This is a genomic window from Rickettsia sp. MEAM1 (Bemisia tabaci), from assembly GCF_002285905.1.
Taxonomy (GTDB): domain Bacteria; phylum Pseudomonadota; class Alphaproteobacteria; order Rickettsiales; family Rickettsiaceae; genus Rickettsia.
The window spans coordinates 222315-240550 of record NZ_CP016305.1 but is presented as its reverse complement, the minus strand read 5'-3'; the positions used below and the strand labels follow the sequence as shown (position 1 = coordinate 240550).

Here is an 18236-nt window from a genome sequence, read left to right as displayed (position 1 = left end):
ATGCAACTATCCTACATAATTTATACAATTTAAGAAAATTTAATACTCGCTTGAGTTTGCTTTGAACTATCGACTGTCAAGGGGTAAATCTAAAATAATTATAAATATTTATGTTGAATAAACTCTTATTCTAGTGTCTACTTAAGAAAAAGTTTTATACTTAATTAGCTTCTACCAACCCCATTAGTACTTATAATGAGCACAGCAAAAAAAAATAAATTTCAAATAAATATCAGTAATAATTATAACGATTTACTTACACCTTTTGGTAAGGCAATTTTGCGAGATCGATACCTTATGAAAGGCGAAGATTTTCAAGATTTATTTGCTCGTGTTTCTAGTTACTATGCTGAAAATAAAGAGCATGCTCAGAAGCTATATGAGTATATGAGCAAAATGTGGTTTATGCCTGCAACACCGATTTTAAGTAATGGTGGCACTGATAGGGGATTACCTATCTCTTGTTTCTTAAACGAGACAGATGATAGTTTAGATGATATAGTAAATTTATGGACGGAAAATGTTTGGCTTGCCTCACGCGGTGGCGGAATAGGAAGTTATTGGGGTAATGTTAGATCTATTAATGAAGCAATCCATAATAAGGGACATTCATCAGGCATTATAACTTTTATTAAGGTAATGGATTCTATGACCCTTGCTATTTCTCAAGGATCGATTAGACGAGGTTCATCGGCTGTATATCTACCTATTGATCATCCTGAAATCGAAGAATTTATTGATATAAGACGCCCGACAGGTGGAGACGTTAACCGAAAATCTCTTAATATTCACCACGGCATTGCCATAACTGATAAATTTATGCAAGCTGTTGAAAATAATATAGACTTCGAGCTTATTAGTCCTGCTACCAAAAAAGTTGTAAGTAAAGTTAGAGCAAGAGATTTATGGGTTAAGCTGCTCACTACCAGAATAGAAACTGGTGAGCCTTATCTGTTATTTATTGATAGTGTTAATAAGTCAATACCTAAGCATCATAAAAAGTTAGGCTTACATGTTAAGATGTCCAATCTTTGCAGTGAAATTACATTGCCAACCGGTATTGATCATCTAGGTAAATCAAGAACTGCTGTTTGTTGTCTTTCTTCTCTAAATTTAGAATATTATGAAGAATGGAAAGACGATAAAGAATTCATACCAACCATTATGCTATTTCTTGATAATGTTTTAGAAGATTTCATCAATAAAGCACCTGATACTATGGCAAGAGCTAAATACTCATCTTTTCGTGAGCGAAGCGTTGGACTTGGTGTTATGGGATTCCATTCATTTCTGCAAATGAAAAAAGTACCAATAGAATCGGTTATGGCAAAGGTTTGGAATAAGAAAATATTTGAATATGTATCTAAGGAAGTAGAAGAAGCATCTGTTAAAATCGGTAAAGAGAAAGGAGCTTGTCCTGATGCATTAGATGCAGGAAGTAATGAGCGTTTTAGTAACAAAACAGCAATAGCTCCTACTGCTTCAATTTCAGTAATAGCAGGAAATGCATCACCAGGAATAGAGCCGTTTGCTGCTAATAGTTTCGTACAGAAAACCCTAACCGGTTCTTTTAATGTACGTAATAAGCATTTAGAAAAGTTATTAGAGGAAAAAGGATTTAATAATGATCAAGTTTGGTCTTCAATTAGTACTCACGAAGGATCAGTGCAGCATCTAACATTCTTAACTGAAGAAGAAAAGCAGGTCTTTAAAACAGCTTATGAAATTGATCAAAATTGGTTGATAGAGCTAGCAGCAGATCGTACTCCTTATATTACTCAGGCACAATCTTTAAATGTCTTTTTACCGGGTAATGTTAGCAAAAAATATCTAAATGATATTCATTTTAAAGCTTGGAAAAAAGGAGTTAAAAGTTTATATTATTGTAGATCAACATCAATTCAACGAGCTGATAAAGTTTCGCACGATGTTTTAAAGGCAGATTTTAAAGATTTAGAAAAACAAAATGACGAACTAGCTGAAGCTAATAAATATGAAGAATGCTTAGCTTGCCAGTAAATCGGAAACGTCATAAGCTATGCGACTGCAAGGAGCGTAGCAATCTCATAAGGGTTTCTGAGATTGCTTCGTCGCTATGCTCCTCGCAATGACGATTTTAGGTTATTTTTTAAGCTATGCAACAAAGCCATAACAACGGAATATGGTAATCAACAAAAAAATTAAAAAAATAAATTAAAAAGAAAGCATATGTCATTACTTGATGCAAGTCCGATTTATAAGCCATTTTCATATCCGTGGGCATATGAAGCTTGGCACACTCAACAAAAAATTCATTGGCTACCGGAAGAAGTGCCGCTTGCTGATGATGTTAAAGATTGGAAATATAATTTAACGCCAGGTGAGAAGCATTTATTAACGCAAATATTTCGCTTTTTTACACAAGCTGATATTGAAGTAAATAATTGCTATATGAAGCATTATTCACGAGTATTTAAACCCACTGAAGTAATGATGATGTTATCTGCTTTTTCTAATATGGAAACAGTGCATATTGCAGCATACTCACATTTGCTTGATACTGTAGGAATGCCTGAAGTAGAATATTCTGCGTTTCTTAAATACAAGGAAATGAAAGATAAATATGATTATATGCAGCAATTTGGGGTTGCTACTAATGAAGATATTGCAACTACGCTTGCAGTATTTGGAGCTTTTACAGAAGGATTACAGCTATTTGCATCTTTTGCTATTATGCTTAATTTTCCACGTTTTAATAAAATGAAAGGTATGGGACAGATTATTGCTTGGTCAGTGCGTGATGAAACTCTGCATACTAATTCTATTATTACACTCTTTAAAACTTTCGTTAGAGAAAATCCTGAAGTTTGGACAGAAAATTTACGTAGTCGTATTTATAAAGCTTGTACAACTATTGTACATTTTGAAGATGCTTTTATTGCTCTTGCTTTTGAAGTAGGAGGAATTGAAGGGCTAAAAGCTGATGAAGTAAGATTATATATTAGATATATCGCTGACAGACGTTTATTTCAGCTAGGGCTAAAAGATATTTATATGGTAAAAAATAACCCTCTGCCATGGCTTGATGAAATGCTAAACGGGGTTGAGCATACAAACTTCTTTGAAAATAGAGCAACCGAATATTCAAAAGCAGCAACTACTGGCTCATGGGAAGAAGTATTCGCTGATATGGATAAGAAGTAGTATACTCGTTTTATTTGAAAAATTGGCTACGTCGTCTTATAAGATCTGTGGTGCTCACGTACTAAAGTGTAAGCTCCGCTCCTCGACTTATAGACTCCTTGCTCTTTTTCGAATAAAACTTCGTCTACCAACTCTTTATTTATTAGATGTATATTGTCATTTTTGCGGTGGCGTTATTGCATGGCTCGGAAAACATCCAGTATGTTAGACATAAAAAGAAAACAAGACCATATCGAAATTAATCTTACAAAGAATGTTGAATCTGGCTTAAGTAGTAGATTTGAGTCAGTTCAATTTGTGCATAATGCCTTACCTGAAATCAATTATAGTAGTATAGATACAACTACTACTTTCTTAAATAAAATCTTACAAGCACCTATTCTAATTTCTAGTATGCAGGCGGAACATCTAGGGCAAGAGATATTAATCATAGATTAGCTGCTGCTGCTCAAAAAGCAGGTATCGCTATGGGGCTTGGTTCTATGCGTACATTACTTACAGAACCAAGTACTTTAGATACATTTACAGTACGAAATAATGCTCCTGATATAGTATTACTTGCTAATATTGGTGCGGTGCAACTCAATTATGGCGTAACACCAAAGCAATGCCAATATTTAGTAGATAGCGTTAAAGCCGATGCCTTAATTTATACCTCCCTTAACTTGACGGTGCCTTATTAGCTCAAGAATTTTATTGCAAGAATTTACTCATTTACGAAAACAATTTTGGGGCAATCATTTGTGGGCTAGGGGCTATATGGCAGTCAGTTCAGGTAATATAACTGATGAAATGATACAGCACTATATTGATGAACAGGAAGGTGAACCTGTGAATGATGATCGATTTCTAATCGATTCCACTTTATAACCCCTCAGCTTATAGCTGAGGGTTGTTTAGTTAATAAACTTTAACCAATCCTTAAAAACTCTTTAATTTTTTTTGTACATAATATAGCCTCTTCTTCAGTCAAATGAGGTCCTATTGGTAAACTAAGAATTTCTGAGCTAATTTTTTCAGTTAATTCAAAAGAACCAACTTTTAAATTCATATTTTGATAAGCAGGTTGTAAGTATATTGGGGTAGGGTAGTGAATTATAACTTGTACCCCCTGACTAACAAGATAATCTTTTAATTGATCTCGTTTTTTAGTCATTATAGGAAATATATGCCATACATTACCGTCATCATATTGAGGTAAAACTATATCATTAATATTTAATTCTTGTAAATAAATTTTAGCAATTCTTTGTCTTTTTTTATTCCATTCATTAAGATATCTTAATTTAATAGAAAGTATTCCTGCTTGCAAATCATCTAATCTACTGTTTTTCCCTATGATTTCATGACTATAGCGTACTTTACTTCCGTAATTACGTAGTAATTTAAGTGTGTCAGCAATTTTATCATCATTTGTTGATATACATCCACCATCACCAAAACAACCTAGATTTTTACCTGGATAAAAACTAAAACCATTGCAATCTCCGAATGATCCAGCTTTTTTTCCGCTAACTAAATCTATAGCTCCATGTGCTTGAGCAGCATCTTCTATAATTTTCAGATTATATTTTTTTGCTATAGCTAAAATTAGCTGCATATCACATACACGCCCATATAAATGAACCGGCATAATTGCACGTGTTTTACTTGTTATAGCATGCTCAATTTTTGAAGGGTCTAATAAATAAGTATCTTTGCAAACTTCAACTGGAACAGGTACTGCTCCAATTTCGGAAACAGCAAGCCATGAAGCTATAAAAGTATGGGCAGGCACTATTACCTCATCGCCAGCACCTATACCTAATGCCTTAAGGCTTAGAACTAATGCATCAAGACCGTTTGCTACGCCAATTACATGCTTTACTCCTAAGTAACTTGCAAATTTTTGTTCGAATTTTTCTAAACGATTTCCCAAAAGATATGAAGCATCATTATTTACATCTTGCCATAATTTATCTGCTTCTTGTTTAATTTCAGTGTAAGCACTTTTTAAGTCTAAAAATTTGATTTCCATAATTTAAATTCTTCGTATGATCTAATATAATCGCTTTCTTGGTAGTTTTCTGAAGCACAGATAATTACTTGAGGATTATTTTTTATATTTGTTATTTCCCGCCATAAAGGTTTTAGAATGTATAAACCTTTATTCGGTGCATCAAGAGTAATGGTTGTTTTATACTCGCCATCATCTAAAACGAAATCTACCGAGCCATGAGTACAAAAAATAAATTGTTTTAAATTTTTATGTGCATGCCCGCCGCGATCTTTTTTTAAATTATAAAGCCAGTAAACACGATGTATAGGAAAATCTAAAATTTGTCCTAGCTCAACAAAGGATAAGCTACCTCTATCGTCATCAAAACGTGGAATTTCAATTAATTTATAACTGTGATTCATAATAATTAATATACCATTCTACAGTTAATCTTAATGAATCGATAAAAGAAAATTTAGAAGACCAATTTAATTCTGAGCATAGTTTTGTATTATCGATAGCATATCTGAAATCGTGTCCCGCTCTATCTGTTACGTATGTTATTTGTTTTGCATAAGGTGTAGAATCAGTGTGAGGTCTTAATTCATCCAAAATATTACAAATTTTATTAGCAAGTTCTAAATTAGTTTGTTCGTTACGTGTACCTATATTGTAGTTTTCACCTACCACGCCTTTATGGAAAATAAGGTCTAAAGCAGAGCAATGATCTTCTACATACAACCAATCTCTAATATTTTTTCCATTACCATAAATTTGGATTGGCTCACTATTTAAGGCTTTTCTAATAATAGTAGGAATTAATTTTTCATTATGTTGCCTTGGTCCATAATTGTTTGAACAATTGCTAATTATTGTCGGTAAATTATATGAGTGAAAGTAACTTCTAACTAAAAAGTCACTGGAAGCTTTAGAAGCACTATAAGGGGAATTTGGAGCATAAGGAGAATTTTCAGAGAAATAACCTGTATCACCTAAACTACCATATACTTCATCGGTAGAAATATGTAAAAATCTGGAATTTATATTATCTTGTGATGACCAGTGATTTCTTGCAGATTCTAGTAAGTTGAAAGTACCTTGTATATTAGTTTCTATAAAAATTCTTGGATTAGCTAATGAATTATCTACATGCGATTCTGCTGCTAAATGAATTACATCGGATATATTATATTCTTTAAATAAATTTTCTATTAAGTCGATTTGGCAAATATTGCCATGAATAAATTTATAATTTTGTTTATTGCTAATATGATCAAGGCGTTTGATATCAGCAGCATAAGTTAAGGCATCTAAGTTAATAATATAGTAATTATTATATTTATTTAAAAAATATTCTACTAAATGGCTACCAATAAATCCGGCACCTCCTGTAATTAAAATAACTTTATCCATTTTTATTTTCTCTGCATTTTTAAAGATTTTATTTTTGTGTATTTAAAATAGAAAAGCTAGGGTGAGAATAAATATTTTTTAAATATTTACAATAATCGGAATTAGGGCTAAGTTCAGCTAGTTTTAGTAACATTTCTGCATCTATATATTTACAATTATATGCTACCTCTTCTAAACAGGCAATTTTTAATCCTTGTCTTTTTTCGATAGTAGCAATAAAATTCGATGCCTCGAGTAAACTATCATATGTACCTGTATCTAACCAAGCTACGCCACGTCCAAATACTTCTATATTTAAATTATTTTCCTCTAAATAAGCTTGAAGAACTGATGTAATTTCTAATTCCCCACGCTTTGAAGGTTTAACTGCTTTTGCTTTTTTAATTACTGAATTATCAAAAAAGTATAAACCGGTTATAGCATAATTTGATTTAGGGTTTTGAGGTTTTTCTTCAATACTTGATACTTTACAGCTAGGAAAAGAAATCTCAGCAATCCCATACCTTTCTGGATCTTTAACATAATAACCAAAAATTTTCGCTCCCTCTTGTAAAGATCTAGCATTTTGTAATATTGATACTAGTCCTTGACCATAAAAAATGTTATCCCCAAGAATTAAGCACACATTAGAATCTCCTATAAAATCTTCACCTATTATAAAAGCATCCGCAAGACCTTTAGGAGTATCTTGTATAGCATACTGAATATTAATGCCTAAATGACTACCATCATTTAATAGATCTTGATATAAAGAAAGAAATACACTGTTAGTAATAATTAGGATTTCCTTGATTCCAGAAAGCATTAATACTGAAATAGGATAATAAATCATCGGTTTATCATAAACCGTTAAGAGCTGCTTTGATAAAGATTTTGTAGCAGGGTAAAGCCTAGTAGCAGAACCGCCTGCTAAAATTATACCTTTCATAAACTATTTAATAAGTTGTTGTGGATAAAATTATTAGTACCTTATACATTAAATATGTACTAACTACAAGCCTTAGTTTTGTAGAGAATTTACATATTTGCTTAATAAATCTATATCAATACTATAATCTGAATGCATAGGTGATATGATTTGAGTATTGGTATGAGCTCCTATCAAAAATTTTAAATCCATTTCTAGGCTCATAGCTAAAGAATGAAATACTCGGAAATTCGCTTCTTGTACGTTACTACTTAAAATTAATATTTTACAATCTTTAGGAGCGAAAATTAAATTAACCATACCCGCACCAGTAGGACCGATAATAACTTGTGCCATTGAGAATAATTCAATTTGTGCCTGGGCTGATAAAAAATCTGTGTAAACAATTTCAAATCCTTGAGTAATCAAGAAATTTTCAATTTCTTCACTATTGAGTAATTTTCTATATGTAGCTCTTTTTCTTGATATATAAAGTTTACGAAATGCTTTTTTAGGGTTATTAAATTGTTTAGATATTACCTTTTTTACAAACTGTATTGCTTTGGGAGCAATCACTACTGCATTTGAATAATCAGGTGCATTAACATTATCTTTAATTAAGGATAATGGGGAGGGATAATATAACTTTTTTACTAAATATCCGTTTTTTCTTTCAAGCTTTATTAAATCTCTATTATCCAAATTGAACATTTTTAGGAGTTCTAATGATTGAGGATAATGATCTTCATCAATTAATAATGGTATTTTTTTGTCTAATCCTTGAATTAAACTGAGTCTTGGTAAACATTCTACAATCCAATGATAGTAGTTTTTGGAATGATCTTTAACAAGATGAATCCCGCTATCAATAACTTGGGGATTTTTTATTATTTCAAATGACAAGTTTTTTTCATTAATCTTATTTACAATACCTATAGATTTAATATGGTAAACATATTTTTTAAGATAGAAGTCGCTTTCTTCGCCATAAATAATATACTGATCATTATTATCAAGACCATCATATAAAGCTGTATTATTACTTAATATTAGATCTGTACCCCCGATTACAATTGCATTATTTATTTCTGCAAGATAAGTATCTGGTAATTTTATTGTGCAATTATATTTTTCTGATACATGAAAATCATTATTTATTACTTTAGGTTTAGTTAATTTTAATGTTTTGTTAGTATCAAAAAATTTTATTTTGTGAGATAATAATTTACATCCTTCAGAGACAGAATAATAATTAAAAATGTCTTTTAAAGGGCTTTTAAAAATTACATCCTGAGTTTCTTGAGTGTTTGTATTTAAATCATGAGATTTTTGAATACTTAGACCTGCATATTTAATTTTAAGGATGGTTCTCAAAGAAGCTAAATTTTCTCTAAATATTTGTTTTTTAGGGTTTAACCAAATTGCAATTGAAATTAAACATTTTGAAGCATAAAATATAGCGTAGCGTAACAAATATAAAATTTTATTAACAGCAGATAATATTCTAGGTTCAATTTTAACAGTTAAGGAAGCACTTTTTATGCCTAACCCATTTAAAATATTAGCTAGCTTATATTTTGTTGTGTCTAAATTGGCTAGAATCTTTTTTAAGATAATCATAAATTACAAGATTTAAAGTAATAATTTGTATATATCAAATAACTTAGAGAGTTAAAAGTAAAGCAAGGAACTAAAATATGAATTCCTTAAAGTTTTGTAGAAATAATTCTTTAAATTAATAATGAGTATACAGTCAAAATGAATTTGAGATTAGGCAAGAGGAGTAATATCTATAACTAATTAGCTTAGCAACAAAATTACATGCTCAAAATATATATCAACTAATTAGTTCCTAATAAAGCGTCTATTATATTATTTTCTTGCATAATTGTAAATATAAAAATATTTTTATTTGAAATTAAAATAATTATTTTTTCAAATCCCTATGCCCCAAATAAGCTTTATAAAACCCAAACAAATTATTGGCAATCACCTAATATTACGTGATGTAGAGGTAGAAGATAGTTCGTTTATTTTAAACCTAAGAACTGATACTACTAAATCTAAATATCTCTCTTCAACCTTTAACGATTTATTACAACAAATTGAATGGATTAAAAAATACAAGCAAGATAATTCCCAATTATATTTTTTAATCCAAGATCAAAATTTAGAGCAAGTTGGAACAGTGCGACTTTATGATGCTCAAGAAGATTCATTTTGTTGGGGATCATGGATTTTAAAGGCTAATACACCAAGTGGCTACTCTATTGAGTCAGCTTTAATCATATATAGTTATGCACTTAGCCTAGGTTTTACTAAGGCTCACTTTGATGTAAGAAAAGAAAATGAATCTGTTTGGAGATTTCATGAAAGATTTGGAGCTATTAAAGTAGATGAAACAGACAAAGATTATTTTTTTACAATATCCTTTGAAGCAATAAAAAATTCTTTAGAAAGATATTCTAAATATTTACCAAAAAATATAAATATTATTTTATAAGCAGGGAATTTTTTGAAAAATATTTGATGATATTTTTGCTTTTTCAACAGGTAAACTATAAGTAATAAAGGATTTTTTAGAGCTGGCGGATAGGGTGGGATTCGAACCCACGGTACGGTTGACCGTACGCCAGTTTTCAAGACTAGTGCCTTAAACCGCTCGGCCACCTATCCAAGAAGATTCATAGCAAAAAATATAGCATAATTCAAGAGAAATCGTAAAAAATCTTTACTATGTTCGTTTAATTTGGAAAATTAGCAACAAGGTCTTATTAAATCAGCATTGTTGTGTGGAGCGACTTTTTCGTCATTACGAGGAGATGCTAGCATCGACGCGGCAATCTCATAAAACAGTATAAAATTCCTGAGATTGCGTACGTACAATTACTCCGTAATTTCCTCGCAATGACGATTTGGTATCCCTCAAAATCTACTTCATATCACGAAGCCAAATTGTTCTTTTAACTCATTTACAGTTTCAGACGCTCTAATTCTTGCTTTCTCTGCACCTTGGTGAAGTATTTTGAGTAAATATTCCTGATCATTCATTAACTCTAAATATTTATCACGCATAGGTTGCAAGTTAGTAATAATAATTTCTGCTAAATCTTCTTTAAATTTGGCAAAGCCTTGATTCTCATAGTTCTGAATTATATTCTCAAGTTTTTCTTCTGATAAGCTTGTATAGATGTCTAATAAATTACTAATCTCTGGTCTTGCTTCTTTATCATAACTGACAAAACTTAAATGATCTGTTTTGGTTTTTTTAATTTTTTGATGAATAAGATCATTATCATCTCTTAAATTAATACGAGAAAAATCTGAAGAATCGGATTTGCTCATTTTTTTACTGCCATCTCTAAGACTCATAATTCTTGTTCCTGAGCCACCAATTAAAACATCAGGTACTTTTAAAATTTCCTTATTAAATTTCCTATTAATTACGCCGGCGATATCTCTAGTTAGCTCCAAATGCTGCTTTTGGTCCTTACCAACAGGCACTATATCGGCTTTATATATCAGTATATCAGCAGCCATAAGTACTGGATAGGAAAAAAGCCCAAGGCACGCCTTTTCTTGGTCCTTTCCAGCCTTATCCTTAAACTGCGTCATGCGTTTTAACCAGCCGAGCGGTGTTACGCAATTTAGCAACCAAGCGAGTTCAGCATGTTCTTTTACCATACTCTGAGCAAAGATTGTGACTTTATTAGGGTCAAGACCTGCTGCTAGATAAATTGCTAAAGTTTCGATAACCGATCTTTTAAGTTCACTAGGTGCTATATCAACAGTAATAGAATGCAGATCAGCCAAAAAGAAAAAACAATTATATTCTTCCTGCATTTTAACCCAGTTTCGAATCGAACCTAAATAGTTACCAAGATGCAAAGAACCAGTGGCTTGCACACCTGAAAGAACAGTTTTTTTCATTTTATACCTTTATTATTGTATTCATTAATAAATATATGTTATATATATACCGCAAATACTTCAAAAGTTGGTAAGTCAAATAAGCGGTGAGTCTGCACAAGCGTAGATAAACTACGTGAGCAAAGACGAATCCCGAAATTTGGCTTATACGAAGATCAACTTCAAAAAGAGCAAGGAGTTTATAAGACGAGGAGCGGAGCGTATACTTAATACGTGAGCACCGCAGTACTTATAGAACGACGTAGCCAATTTTTGAAGTTCATCGAGTATTTACCAAATCTTGAAGTATTAAAGGTATACCAAATTAATATTTAATTTTTACTATATGCTTTGGCGTTTAAGAATTTTATCATTTTACGGATTATTATCGTTATTTACTTTTATCTTTTTTCTTATATGTTACATACCCGTAACGTTTTTCAATGTCAACTATCAAATAAGATATAGGATCGCTGTTATCTTTTCTTATGCTTTTGTGTGGCTTGCAAAAATTTGTTGTGGTTTGAAATACGAGGTAGAGGGACTTGAGAAATTGCCTAAAACCATTTCAATAGTTGTATCTAACCATCAATCCTTTTGGGATCAGATGTTTATGCAGCTTATTATCCCTAAACATTCATGGGTATTAAAGCGTGAACTATTTAATATACCGCTACTTGGTTGGGGACTTCGTATGGTTAAGCCGATTGCAGTAAATCGTGGCACTAATAGTTCAGTTGCTCAAATTTTAAGAGAGGGTGAGGAAAAAATCAAGGAAGGTTTATGGTTAATAATATTTCCTGAATCAACAAAAGTTCCGCCTGATAGAACAGTAAAATTTAAGCCAAGTGCTGTAAAGCTTGCTTCTATTACTAAAGTGCCGATAGTAATGATGGCACATAATGCCGGCTTATTTTGGCCTAGAGGCTTTTGGTTTAAACAGCCTGGAACTATAAAGGTAAAAATTATTGGAGTAATAGAAAAAGAAGAGGTAGAACAGACCGAAGTGCGGATTCTTAATGATAAGATTGAAGAGATAATTAATAGTGAAAAGCAAAAATTATTAAATTAATGTCCCCCTTCGGGGATCAAAAATCCCTCGCCTTTAGGCGAAGGGAAGATATAATGAAATTGCTTTAGCAATGAATTTATATCAAGAAATATGAGAAGTTATAGAAAGAATAGTCATAGTCAGTATGATTTAAAAGTGCATCTTATATGGATACCAAAATATAGGAAGAGAATATTGATAGGCAAAGTATCGGAAAGGACTAGAGATTTACTGAGGCAGATTTGTATGGAACATGAAGTACATATAATTTCAGGGAAAATATCATGTGATCACGTACATATATTTATCTCATATAAGCCGCAAATATCTCTTAGCAAGTTAGTACAGTATTTAAAAGGCATTAGCTCAAGAATTTTATTGCAAGAATTTACTCATTTACGAAAACAATTTTGGGGCAATCATTTGTGGGCTAGGGGCTATATGGCAGTCAGTTCAGGTAATATAACTGATGAAATGATACAGCACTATATTGATGAACAGGAAGGTGAACCTGTGAATGATGATCGATTTCTAATCGATTCCACTTTATAACCCCTCAGCTTATAGCTGAGGGTTGTTTAGTACTTACTCGAATAGCAAATTACTAATGTAATTTGTTATTTGTATTAAATTAGTCTTGGATTAAGAAATAATTAGTATTATCATACAATTACCAACTATTCTTATGGAGGTATTATGAATAATACAACAGCATTAAAATTAATTGCAGTTATCGATAGTAAGCAAATGATGCTTTACGATGCTCAAGGAGTTAAAATTACTAATAATAAGCCTTTAAAGTTACCTTTAGATTTGGAAGAGCATCACCACCATAGAGAAAAAAGACAGAGTTTATACCAAAATAAATCTACGCCTGCTTCATTGTTTGAGCCTCATACTTCTTTAAAAGATATAGAGCATAAAGAAGCAGCAAAAAGCGTTATAAAACATTTAGAAAAAGCAGTAGGTCATGACCAAGGTAAATATAAAGAGCTAATTATAGTTGCTGAACCGCAAATGCTTGGTTGCGTTCGTCATGAGCTTAAAAATGGTCTAAAAAAGATGATTACTAAAGAAATAGCGAAAGATTTAGTGCAGCATAATGCTGAGGCAGTCGAGAGGGCAGTGTTCTCTTGATATGCATAGACTTAATGTCATTCCCGCGGAAGCGGGAATCCAGAAAAATAAACATAAAAGCAGCAAGTTTTTTAAATTAAAAGCTCGCTTTATGATGGATTCCCGCCTACGCGGGAATGATATAGAATAATAATTGTCTGGTACTATTGGCTTGACCACGGGATGACAGGATGATAAAGTTTTCGCTCGCAATGACGCAAAGTTTATTAACAAAAACAAATTAAATATTACAAATAATTATGTCGCGAATTTATTTTAACGGTCCAGAAGGTAGAATCGAAGGAATATATGTAAAAGCAGAAGCATATAATGCTCCTGTTGCATTGGTTCTTCATCCCCATCCTTTGCATGGCGGTGATATGAATAATACAGTAGTGTATAACGCCTATAAAGTTTTATCTGAGCATGGCTATACAGTTCTACGTATTAACTTCAGAGGAGTAGGGCATTCAGAGGGTAACTTTAATAATGGAGTGGGTGAGGTTATAGATGCCGGAACAGGACTTGATTGGTTACAGCAGAATAATCCAAACGCTCAGTCTAACTTAGTATTAGGGTTTTCATTCGGTGCATGGATAGCTATGCAGCTGGTTATGAGACGCCCTGAAATAAATAACTTTATTGCTATTTCACCTCCAGTAAATAAATATGATTTTTTATTCCTCTCGCCTTGTCCTATTCCAGGATTTGTACTACAAGGTGATAGTGATAGTATAGTTTCAGCTGAAGCAGTAAAAGATTTAGCAAGTAAGTTATCTAAACAACAAGCTCATATTAAGGTTGGATGTAAAATTATTAGCGGTGCTGACCATTTCTTTCGTTATAAAATGGAAGAATTTTCTAAAGCAATAGGGGATTATTTGAAAACATTAGATCATGGTTATCCACAAAATAATAATAATGTAAACGAAGAATCGAAGAGTCAGAAGAAGTTGTTTTTGTATTAAATGGATGTCATTGCGAGCCACTGAAAGTGGCGGGGCAATCTCATGAAGTAAAACTCCTAAGATTGCTTCGTTGGTTATTACATAACTTTCTCGCAATGACAGAAAAACCAAGCCATGCAACAGCAAAAGAACCCAATCAAGACATTAAACATTTATTATCATCCAAAGTTTCACCTGTTACAGTTACTGAATCCTGCTCTTCCTCCAATATCTCAAAGATGATAACGTTAAATCAGGATATTCAAATTTACAAAAATGCCATTCTTCTTTAAACTGCTTATTACAATCCCTAATGATTTTTTTTTAATATCTTCCCCTATACATCTAAAATTAGAATAGTAGAATAAGGTATTAGAAATAATAATAATAGCTAGATCTTCTAACTGTTTATCAAAATATTTAGTATTAGTGATAAGTTGCAAAGGGATATCATTACATATTTCATATTCAAGTTTTCGTCCTAGTAAGATAATATAATCACTGAAGACTAAATCCGGTAAAATGCCATAAATAGTACCTTTAGAATAAAGTTGTGCAAGAGGCAAAATAGCTTTTTCTTCGCCAAGCAGCATAGCACAGGTTAGATTTTCAACAGCCGACTCAAATAATAAATTTATCGCTTTTTCAGCATAAGAATCCCAAATTGTCTCAAAAATAGATAATATCTTAACTTGTCGCAGACCTTTTTCAAGTAACTGATTTTCAGGCAGTAAATAAAAAATTTCTTTATTATTTATTTCTACGATTTTCAAAATATACCTTAAAATTTATTACATTATTAAACAAGTACATCCTTGTTTCCCTAATACTGAAGTTCCATCATCATCATTTCCGATTTTTTGTGGTTCTGATGTGTTAATAGGTTGTTCATAATAATAATTATCGCCTCTTGATACTAAAGTTTTTTCTTCAACCCCCCCAGTAGTAGCAGAGTTATAATTTACTTCGCTTTGTGTTTTGGGTATACTAGTAGGTTTGTTGCCTGAATTTGTTTCTTCATCTTTTTCAACGTTAATATTATAATCTATTGTACTTTTTGTTTTTTTTATATTAGTAGTTTTTTTATTTTTGAAGTCTTTTATATCGCTTTGAGTAGCTCGCCTTACTGTATTAGATGGTTGGTGTGTAGTACTAGGTAAAGGAGCGGAAATTGTGGGAATAATAGTTGATTCTGAAATATCAAATATGTCTTTTAAATCAGTATTGTTTAAATTTATATAATAGCCTTTTCTGCATTTAGTTTCATTGTATCATTAATACCTGTTCGGTATAAATATTTATTATCGGAGATAGAACTAGCACAAACTGTAACTAATTTTTGTAAGTAATCTGCTAAAATATCTTCACCTTTATAATCGCTATTAGAGTATTTTTTAGATTCAAAATGCTTTCCTATCGCAAGTATAAAGTCTCCATAAATAATATTTTTTTCAACCAACCAGCCATTATAATAAAATTGAGCTAAGTACCAAGCGGCATTTTCTTGACCACAAACTAAAGCTTCTTTTAATTTTACACATATTTTGGATATAATATATTTATTATCTTGTGTTACTGTTAATGTGCTATCTTTTGATTGGGTAAGAGGTAATTTTATATTTTGAGAATAATATAGTAATGCTTCTTGTAATATATCTAAAGAGGTAGGAAAAAATTTTGGTTCAAATATATTTTTTAATTCAGTATTTTCTAAATTTCTTTTAAAATTAGATTCGGCATTTTTCTTTATTTCGTCAGTAATAATACTATTTATATCTAATTGATATTGATTTTTGGTATTTTTAATAGTTTTAGCACAATCTTTGGCTAAATTTTTTAAATCTTTTGATATGTCACCTTTAAATCCATTATTTGCACATCTTATAGAACCAAGCTTTATTCCTATTGCAATAATAAAATTGCCTATCGTACAATCTTTTTCAAATAACCAACCATTTAATAGAATTGAGCTAGATACCAAGATGCTTTTGCTTCGCCATAAACGAATATTTCTTTTAATCTTTTGTATAGTTCAATTAGAACTGCTTCATTATTTTGTGTTATTTCTAAATCCTTTGATGTTCTAAGAGGTATTTCAATATATTCATCATAATCGCTTAATGCCTTTTTTATTATTTCATAAAGATGAGGTAATTTTTCTTTCATCGGTTTCATTCCTTTTTTAAGATATAGTGCAAAGTACTGCACCATCTAGTAAGTCTAGATTTTCTCCCATTAATTTTGTTGATTTGTCATTAAATATTTGTTTTTTCACTACCCCAGAAGCAGTATCGTTATTTAATATAGTGAATGCACTTAATAGCTCTTGCTCTTTTTCTTCTTCTTCCAGTTCTATTTTTTTAAATACTTCCTTCCTACCATCAAAAACGCTTATATTAGTAATTAAGCGACCTTCAGGGGGTAAAGGATTATTAAAATCTCTTATAATGGTTTGTATATTAGTAAGAATTAAGTACTCAGGAACAGGAATTTTATCCCAGCTTTTGGATGCAATATTAATTATTCCTGTTTCTATAAAAGCTAGCTCTTTAAGATCAGAATCACTGATTATTCCAAAATTCTTTAAATATATGGAATTTGTCCTATTTATATGATCTGTATATTTTGTTATAGTACTCAGCATTTTTATTAAATTACTTGCATATTGATTGTCGATTCCTAAATGATTTTTGTTATAAAATGCATTCAAATATGCACAAGCATCTTTACTTCCTAAAAGCATAGCTCCTTGAAAATATAGTATGGCTTTAAAATAAGTTTCTTTAGCTGCATTAAAATTCTTTTCTTTATCTGGAGTTAGATCTCTCTCTTGTGGCAGTTCTATGTTTATAGCTTCTTGATAGAATTTTTTTCCTTCTTCGTATAGATAATCATGTGTCATACATACATTTTTATAAACTTTAGGAGGTTTCTTTTTTGTCATATTGAATACGATTTTATATACTAAAGAAATGATTGATAATTTCTAAAAGGTTTGGATAGCTGCTAAGATTAACTTCCTCGTTGTTGTTTTGTGTGTCATAAACTATCGTTATTGATATATCTTTTTCCGCATCGCAATAGATCTCATGTAATTTATTATTTTTATAAAAAGTAATAGTCGGCTTTATCTTTGGTTTACGATCATTAATTATAAAATCTAAAGTTTTTTTATCAGCACAATTTAAAACTGTACCTGTAATTTCTTTTATTGAACTAAACAACCCTCAGCTATAAGCTGAGGGGTTATAAAGTGGAATCGATTAGAAATCGATCATCATTCACAGGTTCACCTTCCTGTTCATCAATATAGTGCTGTATCATTTCATCAGTTATATTACCTGAACTGACTGCCATATAGCCCCTAGCCCACAAATGATTGCCCCAAAATTGTTTTCGTAAATGAGTAAATTCTTGCAATAAAATTCTTGAGCTAATGCCTTTTAAATACTGTACTAACTTGCTAAGAGATATTTGCGGCTTATATGAGATAAACATATGTACGTGATCACATGATATTTTCCCTGAAATTATATGTACTTCATGTTCCATACAAATCTGCCTCAGTAAATCTCTAGTCCTTTCCGATACTTTGCCTATCAATATTCTCTTCCTATATTTTGGTATCCATATAAGATGCACTTTTAAATCATACTGACTATGACTATTCTTTCTATAACTTCTCATATTTCTTGATATAAATTCATTGCTAAAGCAATTTCATTATATCTT

The 18236-nt window shown here is 31.3% G+C and carries 21 protein-coding genes, 1 tRNA gene and 1 pseudogene; 10 read left to right on the top strand and 13 right to left on the bottom strand.

Going from position 1 to position 18236, the window contains the following annotated elements; genetic code table 11:
• The first annotated feature begins 195 nt into the window (after window positions 1–195).
• The 4 genes and pseudogenes from BA173_RS01205 to BA173_RS01190 all read left to right on the top strand — a co-directional run bounded on the left by BA173_RS01205 (window position 196) and on the right by BA173_RS01190 (window position 4053).
• Entirely contained in the window at window positions 196–2019 is a 1824-nt protein-coding gene (locus BA173_RS01205; RefSeq protein ID WP_016948434.1) for a ribonucleoside-diphosphate reductase subunit alpha, read from the top strand.
• A gap of 189 nt (window positions 2020–2208) precedes the next feature.
• Window positions 2209–3183, top strand: a complete 975-nt coding sequence (locus tag BA173_RS01200) for a ribonucleotide-diphosphate reductase subunit beta (protein ID WP_016948435.1) — start codon at window positions 2209–2211, stop codon at window positions 3181–3183.
• 201 nt (window positions 3184–3384) lie between these two features.
• Window positions 3385–3833: pseudogene (locus tag BA173_RS01195) on the top strand (alpha-hydroxy-acid oxidizing protein); the annotation flags it as partial.
• A gap of 46 nt (window positions 3834–3879) precedes the next feature.
• Window positions 3880–4053, top strand: a complete 174-nt coding sequence (locus BA173_RS01190) for a transposase (RefSeq protein ID WP_232505956.1) — start codon at window positions 3880–3882, stop codon at window positions 4051–4053.
• A gap of 40 nt (window positions 4054–4093) precedes the next feature.
• Here the strand turns inward: BA173_RS01190 and BA173_RS01185 are convergent, their stop codons facing one another.
• The 5 genes from BA173_RS01185 to BA173_RS01165 form a co-directional block, all read right to left on the bottom strand.
• Window positions 4094–5200 (bottom strand): DegT/DnrJ/EryC1/StrS family aminotransferase, encoded by a 1107-nt coding sequence (locus BA173_RS01185; RefSeq protein WP_068041637.1) that lies wholly within the window; start codon window positions 5198–5200, stop codon window positions 4094–4096.
• Entirely contained in the window at window positions 5182–5583 is a 402-nt protein-coding gene (locus BA173_RS01180; RefSeq protein WP_068041640.1) for a sugar 3,4-ketoisomerase, read from the bottom strand. Before BA173_RS01180 ends, BA173_RS01185 begins: the two co-directional genes overlap by 19 nt.
• On the bottom strand, window positions 5567–6574 hold the full coding sequence (gene rfbB, locus BA173_RS01175; RefSeq protein WP_068041643.1) for a dTDP-glucose 4,6-dehydratase: 1008 nt from the start codon (window positions 6572–6574) through the stop codon (window positions 5567–5569). Before rfbB ends, BA173_RS01180 begins: the two co-directional genes overlap by 17 nt.
• 28 nt (window positions 6575–6602) lie before the next feature.
• Window positions 6603–7502: a glucose-1-phosphate thymidylyltransferase RfbA gene (gene rfbA / locus BA173_RS01170; RefSeq protein ID WP_068041646.1), complete on the bottom strand. Its 900-nt coding sequence runs from the start codon at window positions 7500–7502 to the stop codon at window positions 6603–6605.
• Window positions 7503–7574: 72 nt separating this feature from the next.
• The gene (locus BA173_RS01165) at window positions 7575–9101 is read right to left on the bottom strand and encodes a glycosyltransferase family 61 protein (protein ID WP_068041649.1); all 1527 of its coding nucleotides are present in this window, start codon (window positions 9099–9101) and stop codon (window positions 7575–7577) included.
• A 325-nt stretch (window positions 9102–9426) separates the two neighbouring features.
• Here BA173_RS01165 and BA173_RS01160 point away from each other — a divergent pair, with 325 nt between their 5' ends.
• Entirely contained in the window at window positions 9427–9984 is a 558-nt protein-coding gene (locus BA173_RS01160) for a GNAT family N-acetyltransferase (RefSeq protein ID WP_016947958.1), read from the top strand.
• 83 nt (window positions 9985–10067) lie between these two features.
• Here BA173_RS01160 and BA173_RS01155 read toward each other — a convergent pair.
• Window positions 10068–10157: transfer RNA gene (locus BA173_RS01155), tRNA-Ser, on the bottom strand.
• A 261-nt stretch (window positions 10158–10418) separates the two neighbouring features.
• Complete coding sequence (gene trpS / locus BA173_RS01150) at window positions 10419–11411, bottom strand: tryptophan--tRNA ligase (RefSeq protein WP_016947959.1); 993 nt, start codon at window positions 11409–11411, stop codon at window positions 10419–10421.
• Window positions 11412–11736: 325 nt separating this feature from the next.
• Here trpS and BA173_RS01145 point away from each other — a divergent pair, with 325 nt between their 5' ends.
• The 5 genes from BA173_RS01145 (at window position 11737) to BA173_RS01130 (ending at window position 14525) form a co-directional block, all read left to right on the top strand.
• Window positions 11737–12462 carry a lysophospholipid acyltransferase family protein gene (locus BA173_RS01145; protein ID WP_068041652.1) on the top strand — a complete coding sequence of 242 codons (726 nt, stop codon included), beginning with the start codon at window positions 11737–11739 and terminating at the stop codon, window positions 12460–12462.
• Between the two features lie 90 nt (window positions 12463–12552).
• Window positions 12553–12993, top strand: coding sequence for an IS200/IS605 family transposase (gene tnpA / locus BA173_RS01140; protein ID WP_095568244.1), 441 nt, complete (start codon window positions 12553–12555; stop codon window positions 12991–12993).
• Window positions 12994–13137: 144 nt separating this feature from the next.
• Entirely contained in the window at window positions 13138–13578 is a 441-nt protein-coding gene (locus BA173_RS01135; RefSeq protein WP_016947961.1) for a host attachment protein, read from the top strand.
• A 1-nt stretch (window position 13579) separates the two neighbouring features.
• Window positions 13580–13708 carry a hypothetical protein gene (locus BA173_RS08770; RefSeq protein WP_257008630.1) on the top strand — a complete coding sequence of 43 codons (129 nt, stop codon included), beginning with the start codon at window positions 13580–13582 and terminating at the stop codon, window positions 13706–13708.
• Between the two features lie 109 nt (window positions 13709–13817).
• A complete protein-coding gene (locus tag BA173_RS01130; protein ID WP_016947888.1) occupies window positions 13818–14525 on the top strand; it encodes an alpha/beta hydrolase in 708 nt (235 codons plus the stop codon).
• Window positions 14526–14752: 227 nt separating this feature from the next.
• Here BA173_RS01130 and BA173_RS01125 read toward each other — a convergent pair whose 3' ends face one another.
• The 6 genes from BA173_RS01125 to tnpA (BA173_RS01105) all read right to left on the bottom strand — a co-directional run bounded on the left by BA173_RS01125 (window position 14753) and on the right by tnpA (BA173_RS01105) (window position 18191).
• Window positions 14753–15277 carry a hypothetical protein gene (locus tag BA173_RS01125; RefSeq protein ID WP_016947962.1) on the bottom strand — a complete coding sequence of 175 codons (525 nt, stop codon included), beginning with the start codon at window positions 15275–15277 and terminating at the stop codon, window positions 14753–14755.
• A 461-nt stretch (window positions 15278–15738) separates the two neighbouring features.
• Window positions 15739–16485 (bottom strand): hypothetical protein, encoded by a 747-nt coding sequence (locus tag BA173_RS01120; protein ID WP_016947963.1) that lies wholly within the window; start codon window positions 16483–16485, stop codon window positions 15739–15741.
• Complete coding sequence (locus BA173_RS08330) at window positions 16461–16670, bottom strand: hypothetical protein (RefSeq protein WP_016947964.1); 210 nt, start codon at window positions 16668–16670, stop codon at window positions 16461–16463. The genes BA173_RS01120 and BA173_RS08330 overlap by 25 nt, the downstream gene beginning before the upstream one ends.
• A gap of 16 nt (window positions 16671–16686) precedes the next feature.
• Window positions 16687–17448, bottom strand: coding sequence for a hypothetical protein (locus tag BA173_RS08115; protein WP_068791206.1), 762 nt, complete (start codon window positions 17446–17448; stop codon window positions 16687–16689).
• 13 nt (window positions 17449–17461) lie between these two features.
• On the bottom strand, window positions 17462–17728 hold the full coding sequence (locus BA173_RS01110) for a hypothetical protein (RefSeq protein WP_016947965.1): 267 nt from the start codon (window positions 17726–17728) through the stop codon (window positions 17462–17464).
• Window positions 17729–17750: 22 nt separating this feature from the next.
• Window positions 17751–18191, bottom strand: coding sequence for an IS200/IS605 family transposase (gene tnpA, locus BA173_RS01105; RefSeq protein ID WP_095568239.1), 441 nt, complete (start codon window positions 18189–18191; stop codon window positions 17751–17753).
• Between the last annotated feature and the right edge of the window lie 45 nt (window positions 18192–18236).

Excerpts from the sequence above, each read along its gene's own strand:
- BA173_RS01205 (WP_016948434.1), top strand. The coding sequence starts at position 196 with ATGAGCACAGCAAAAAAAAATAAATTTCAAATAAATATCAGTAATAAT.
- BA173_RS01200 (WP_016948435.1), top strand. The coding sequence starts at position 2,209 with ATGTCATTACTTGATGCAAGTCCGATTTATAAGCCATTTTCATATCCG.
- BA173_RS01185 (WP_068041637.1), bottom strand. The coding sequence starts at position 5,200 with ATGGAAATCAAATTTTTAGACTTAAAAAGTGCTTACACTGAAATTAAA.
- BA173_RS01180 (WP_068041640.1), bottom strand. The coding sequence starts at position 5,583 with ATGAATCACAGTTATAAATTAATTGAAATTCCACGTTTTGATGACGAT.
- rfbB (WP_068041643.1), bottom strand. The coding sequence starts at position 6,574 with ATGGATAAAGTTATTTTAATTACAGGAGGTGCCGGATTTATTGGTAGC.
- rfbA (WP_068041646.1), bottom strand. The coding sequence starts at position 7,502 with ATGAAAGGTATAATTTTAGCAGGCGGTTCTGCTACTAGGCTTTACCCT.
- BA173_RS01165 (WP_068041649.1), bottom strand. The coding sequence starts at position 9,101 with ATGATTATCTTAAAAAAGATTCTAGCCAATTTAGACACAACAAAATAT.
- BA173_RS01160 (WP_016947958.1), top strand. The coding sequence starts at position 9,427 with ATGCCCCAAATAAGCTTTATAAAACCCAAACAAATTATTGGCAATCAC.
- trpS (WP_016947959.1), bottom strand. The coding sequence starts at position 11,411 with ATGAAAAAAACTGTTCTTTCAGGTGTGCAAGCCACTGGTTCTTTGCAT.
- BA173_RS01145 (WP_068041652.1), top strand. The coding sequence starts at position 11,737 with ATGCTTTGGCGTTTAAGAATTTTATCATTTTACGGATTATTATCGTTA.
- tnpA (WP_095568244.1), top strand. The coding sequence starts at position 12,553 with ATGAGAAGTTATAGAAAGAATAGTCATAGTCAGTATGATTTAAAAGTG.
- BA173_RS01135 (WP_016947961.1), top strand. The coding sequence starts at position 13,138 with ATGAATAATACAACAGCATTAAAATTAATTGCAGTTATCGATAGTAAG.
- BA173_RS08770 (WP_257008630.1), top strand. The coding sequence starts at position 13,580 with ATGCATAGACTTAATGTCATTCCCGCGGAAGCGGGAATCCAGAAAAAT.
- BA173_RS01130 (WP_016947888.1), top strand. The coding sequence starts at position 13,818 with ATGTCGCGAATTTATTTTAACGGTCCAGAAGGTAGAATCGAAGGAATA.
- BA173_RS08330 (WP_016947964.1), bottom strand. The coding sequence starts at position 16,670 with ATGAAAGAAAAATTACCTCATCTTTATGAAATAATAAAAAAGGCATTA.
- BA173_RS08115 (WP_068791206.1), bottom strand. The coding sequence starts at position 17,448 with ATGACAAAAAAGAAACCTCCTAAAGTTTATAAAAATGTATGTATGACA.
- tnpA (WP_095568239.1), bottom strand. The coding sequence starts at position 18,191 with ATGAGAAGTTATAGAAAGAATAGTCATAGTCAGTATGATTTAAAAGTG.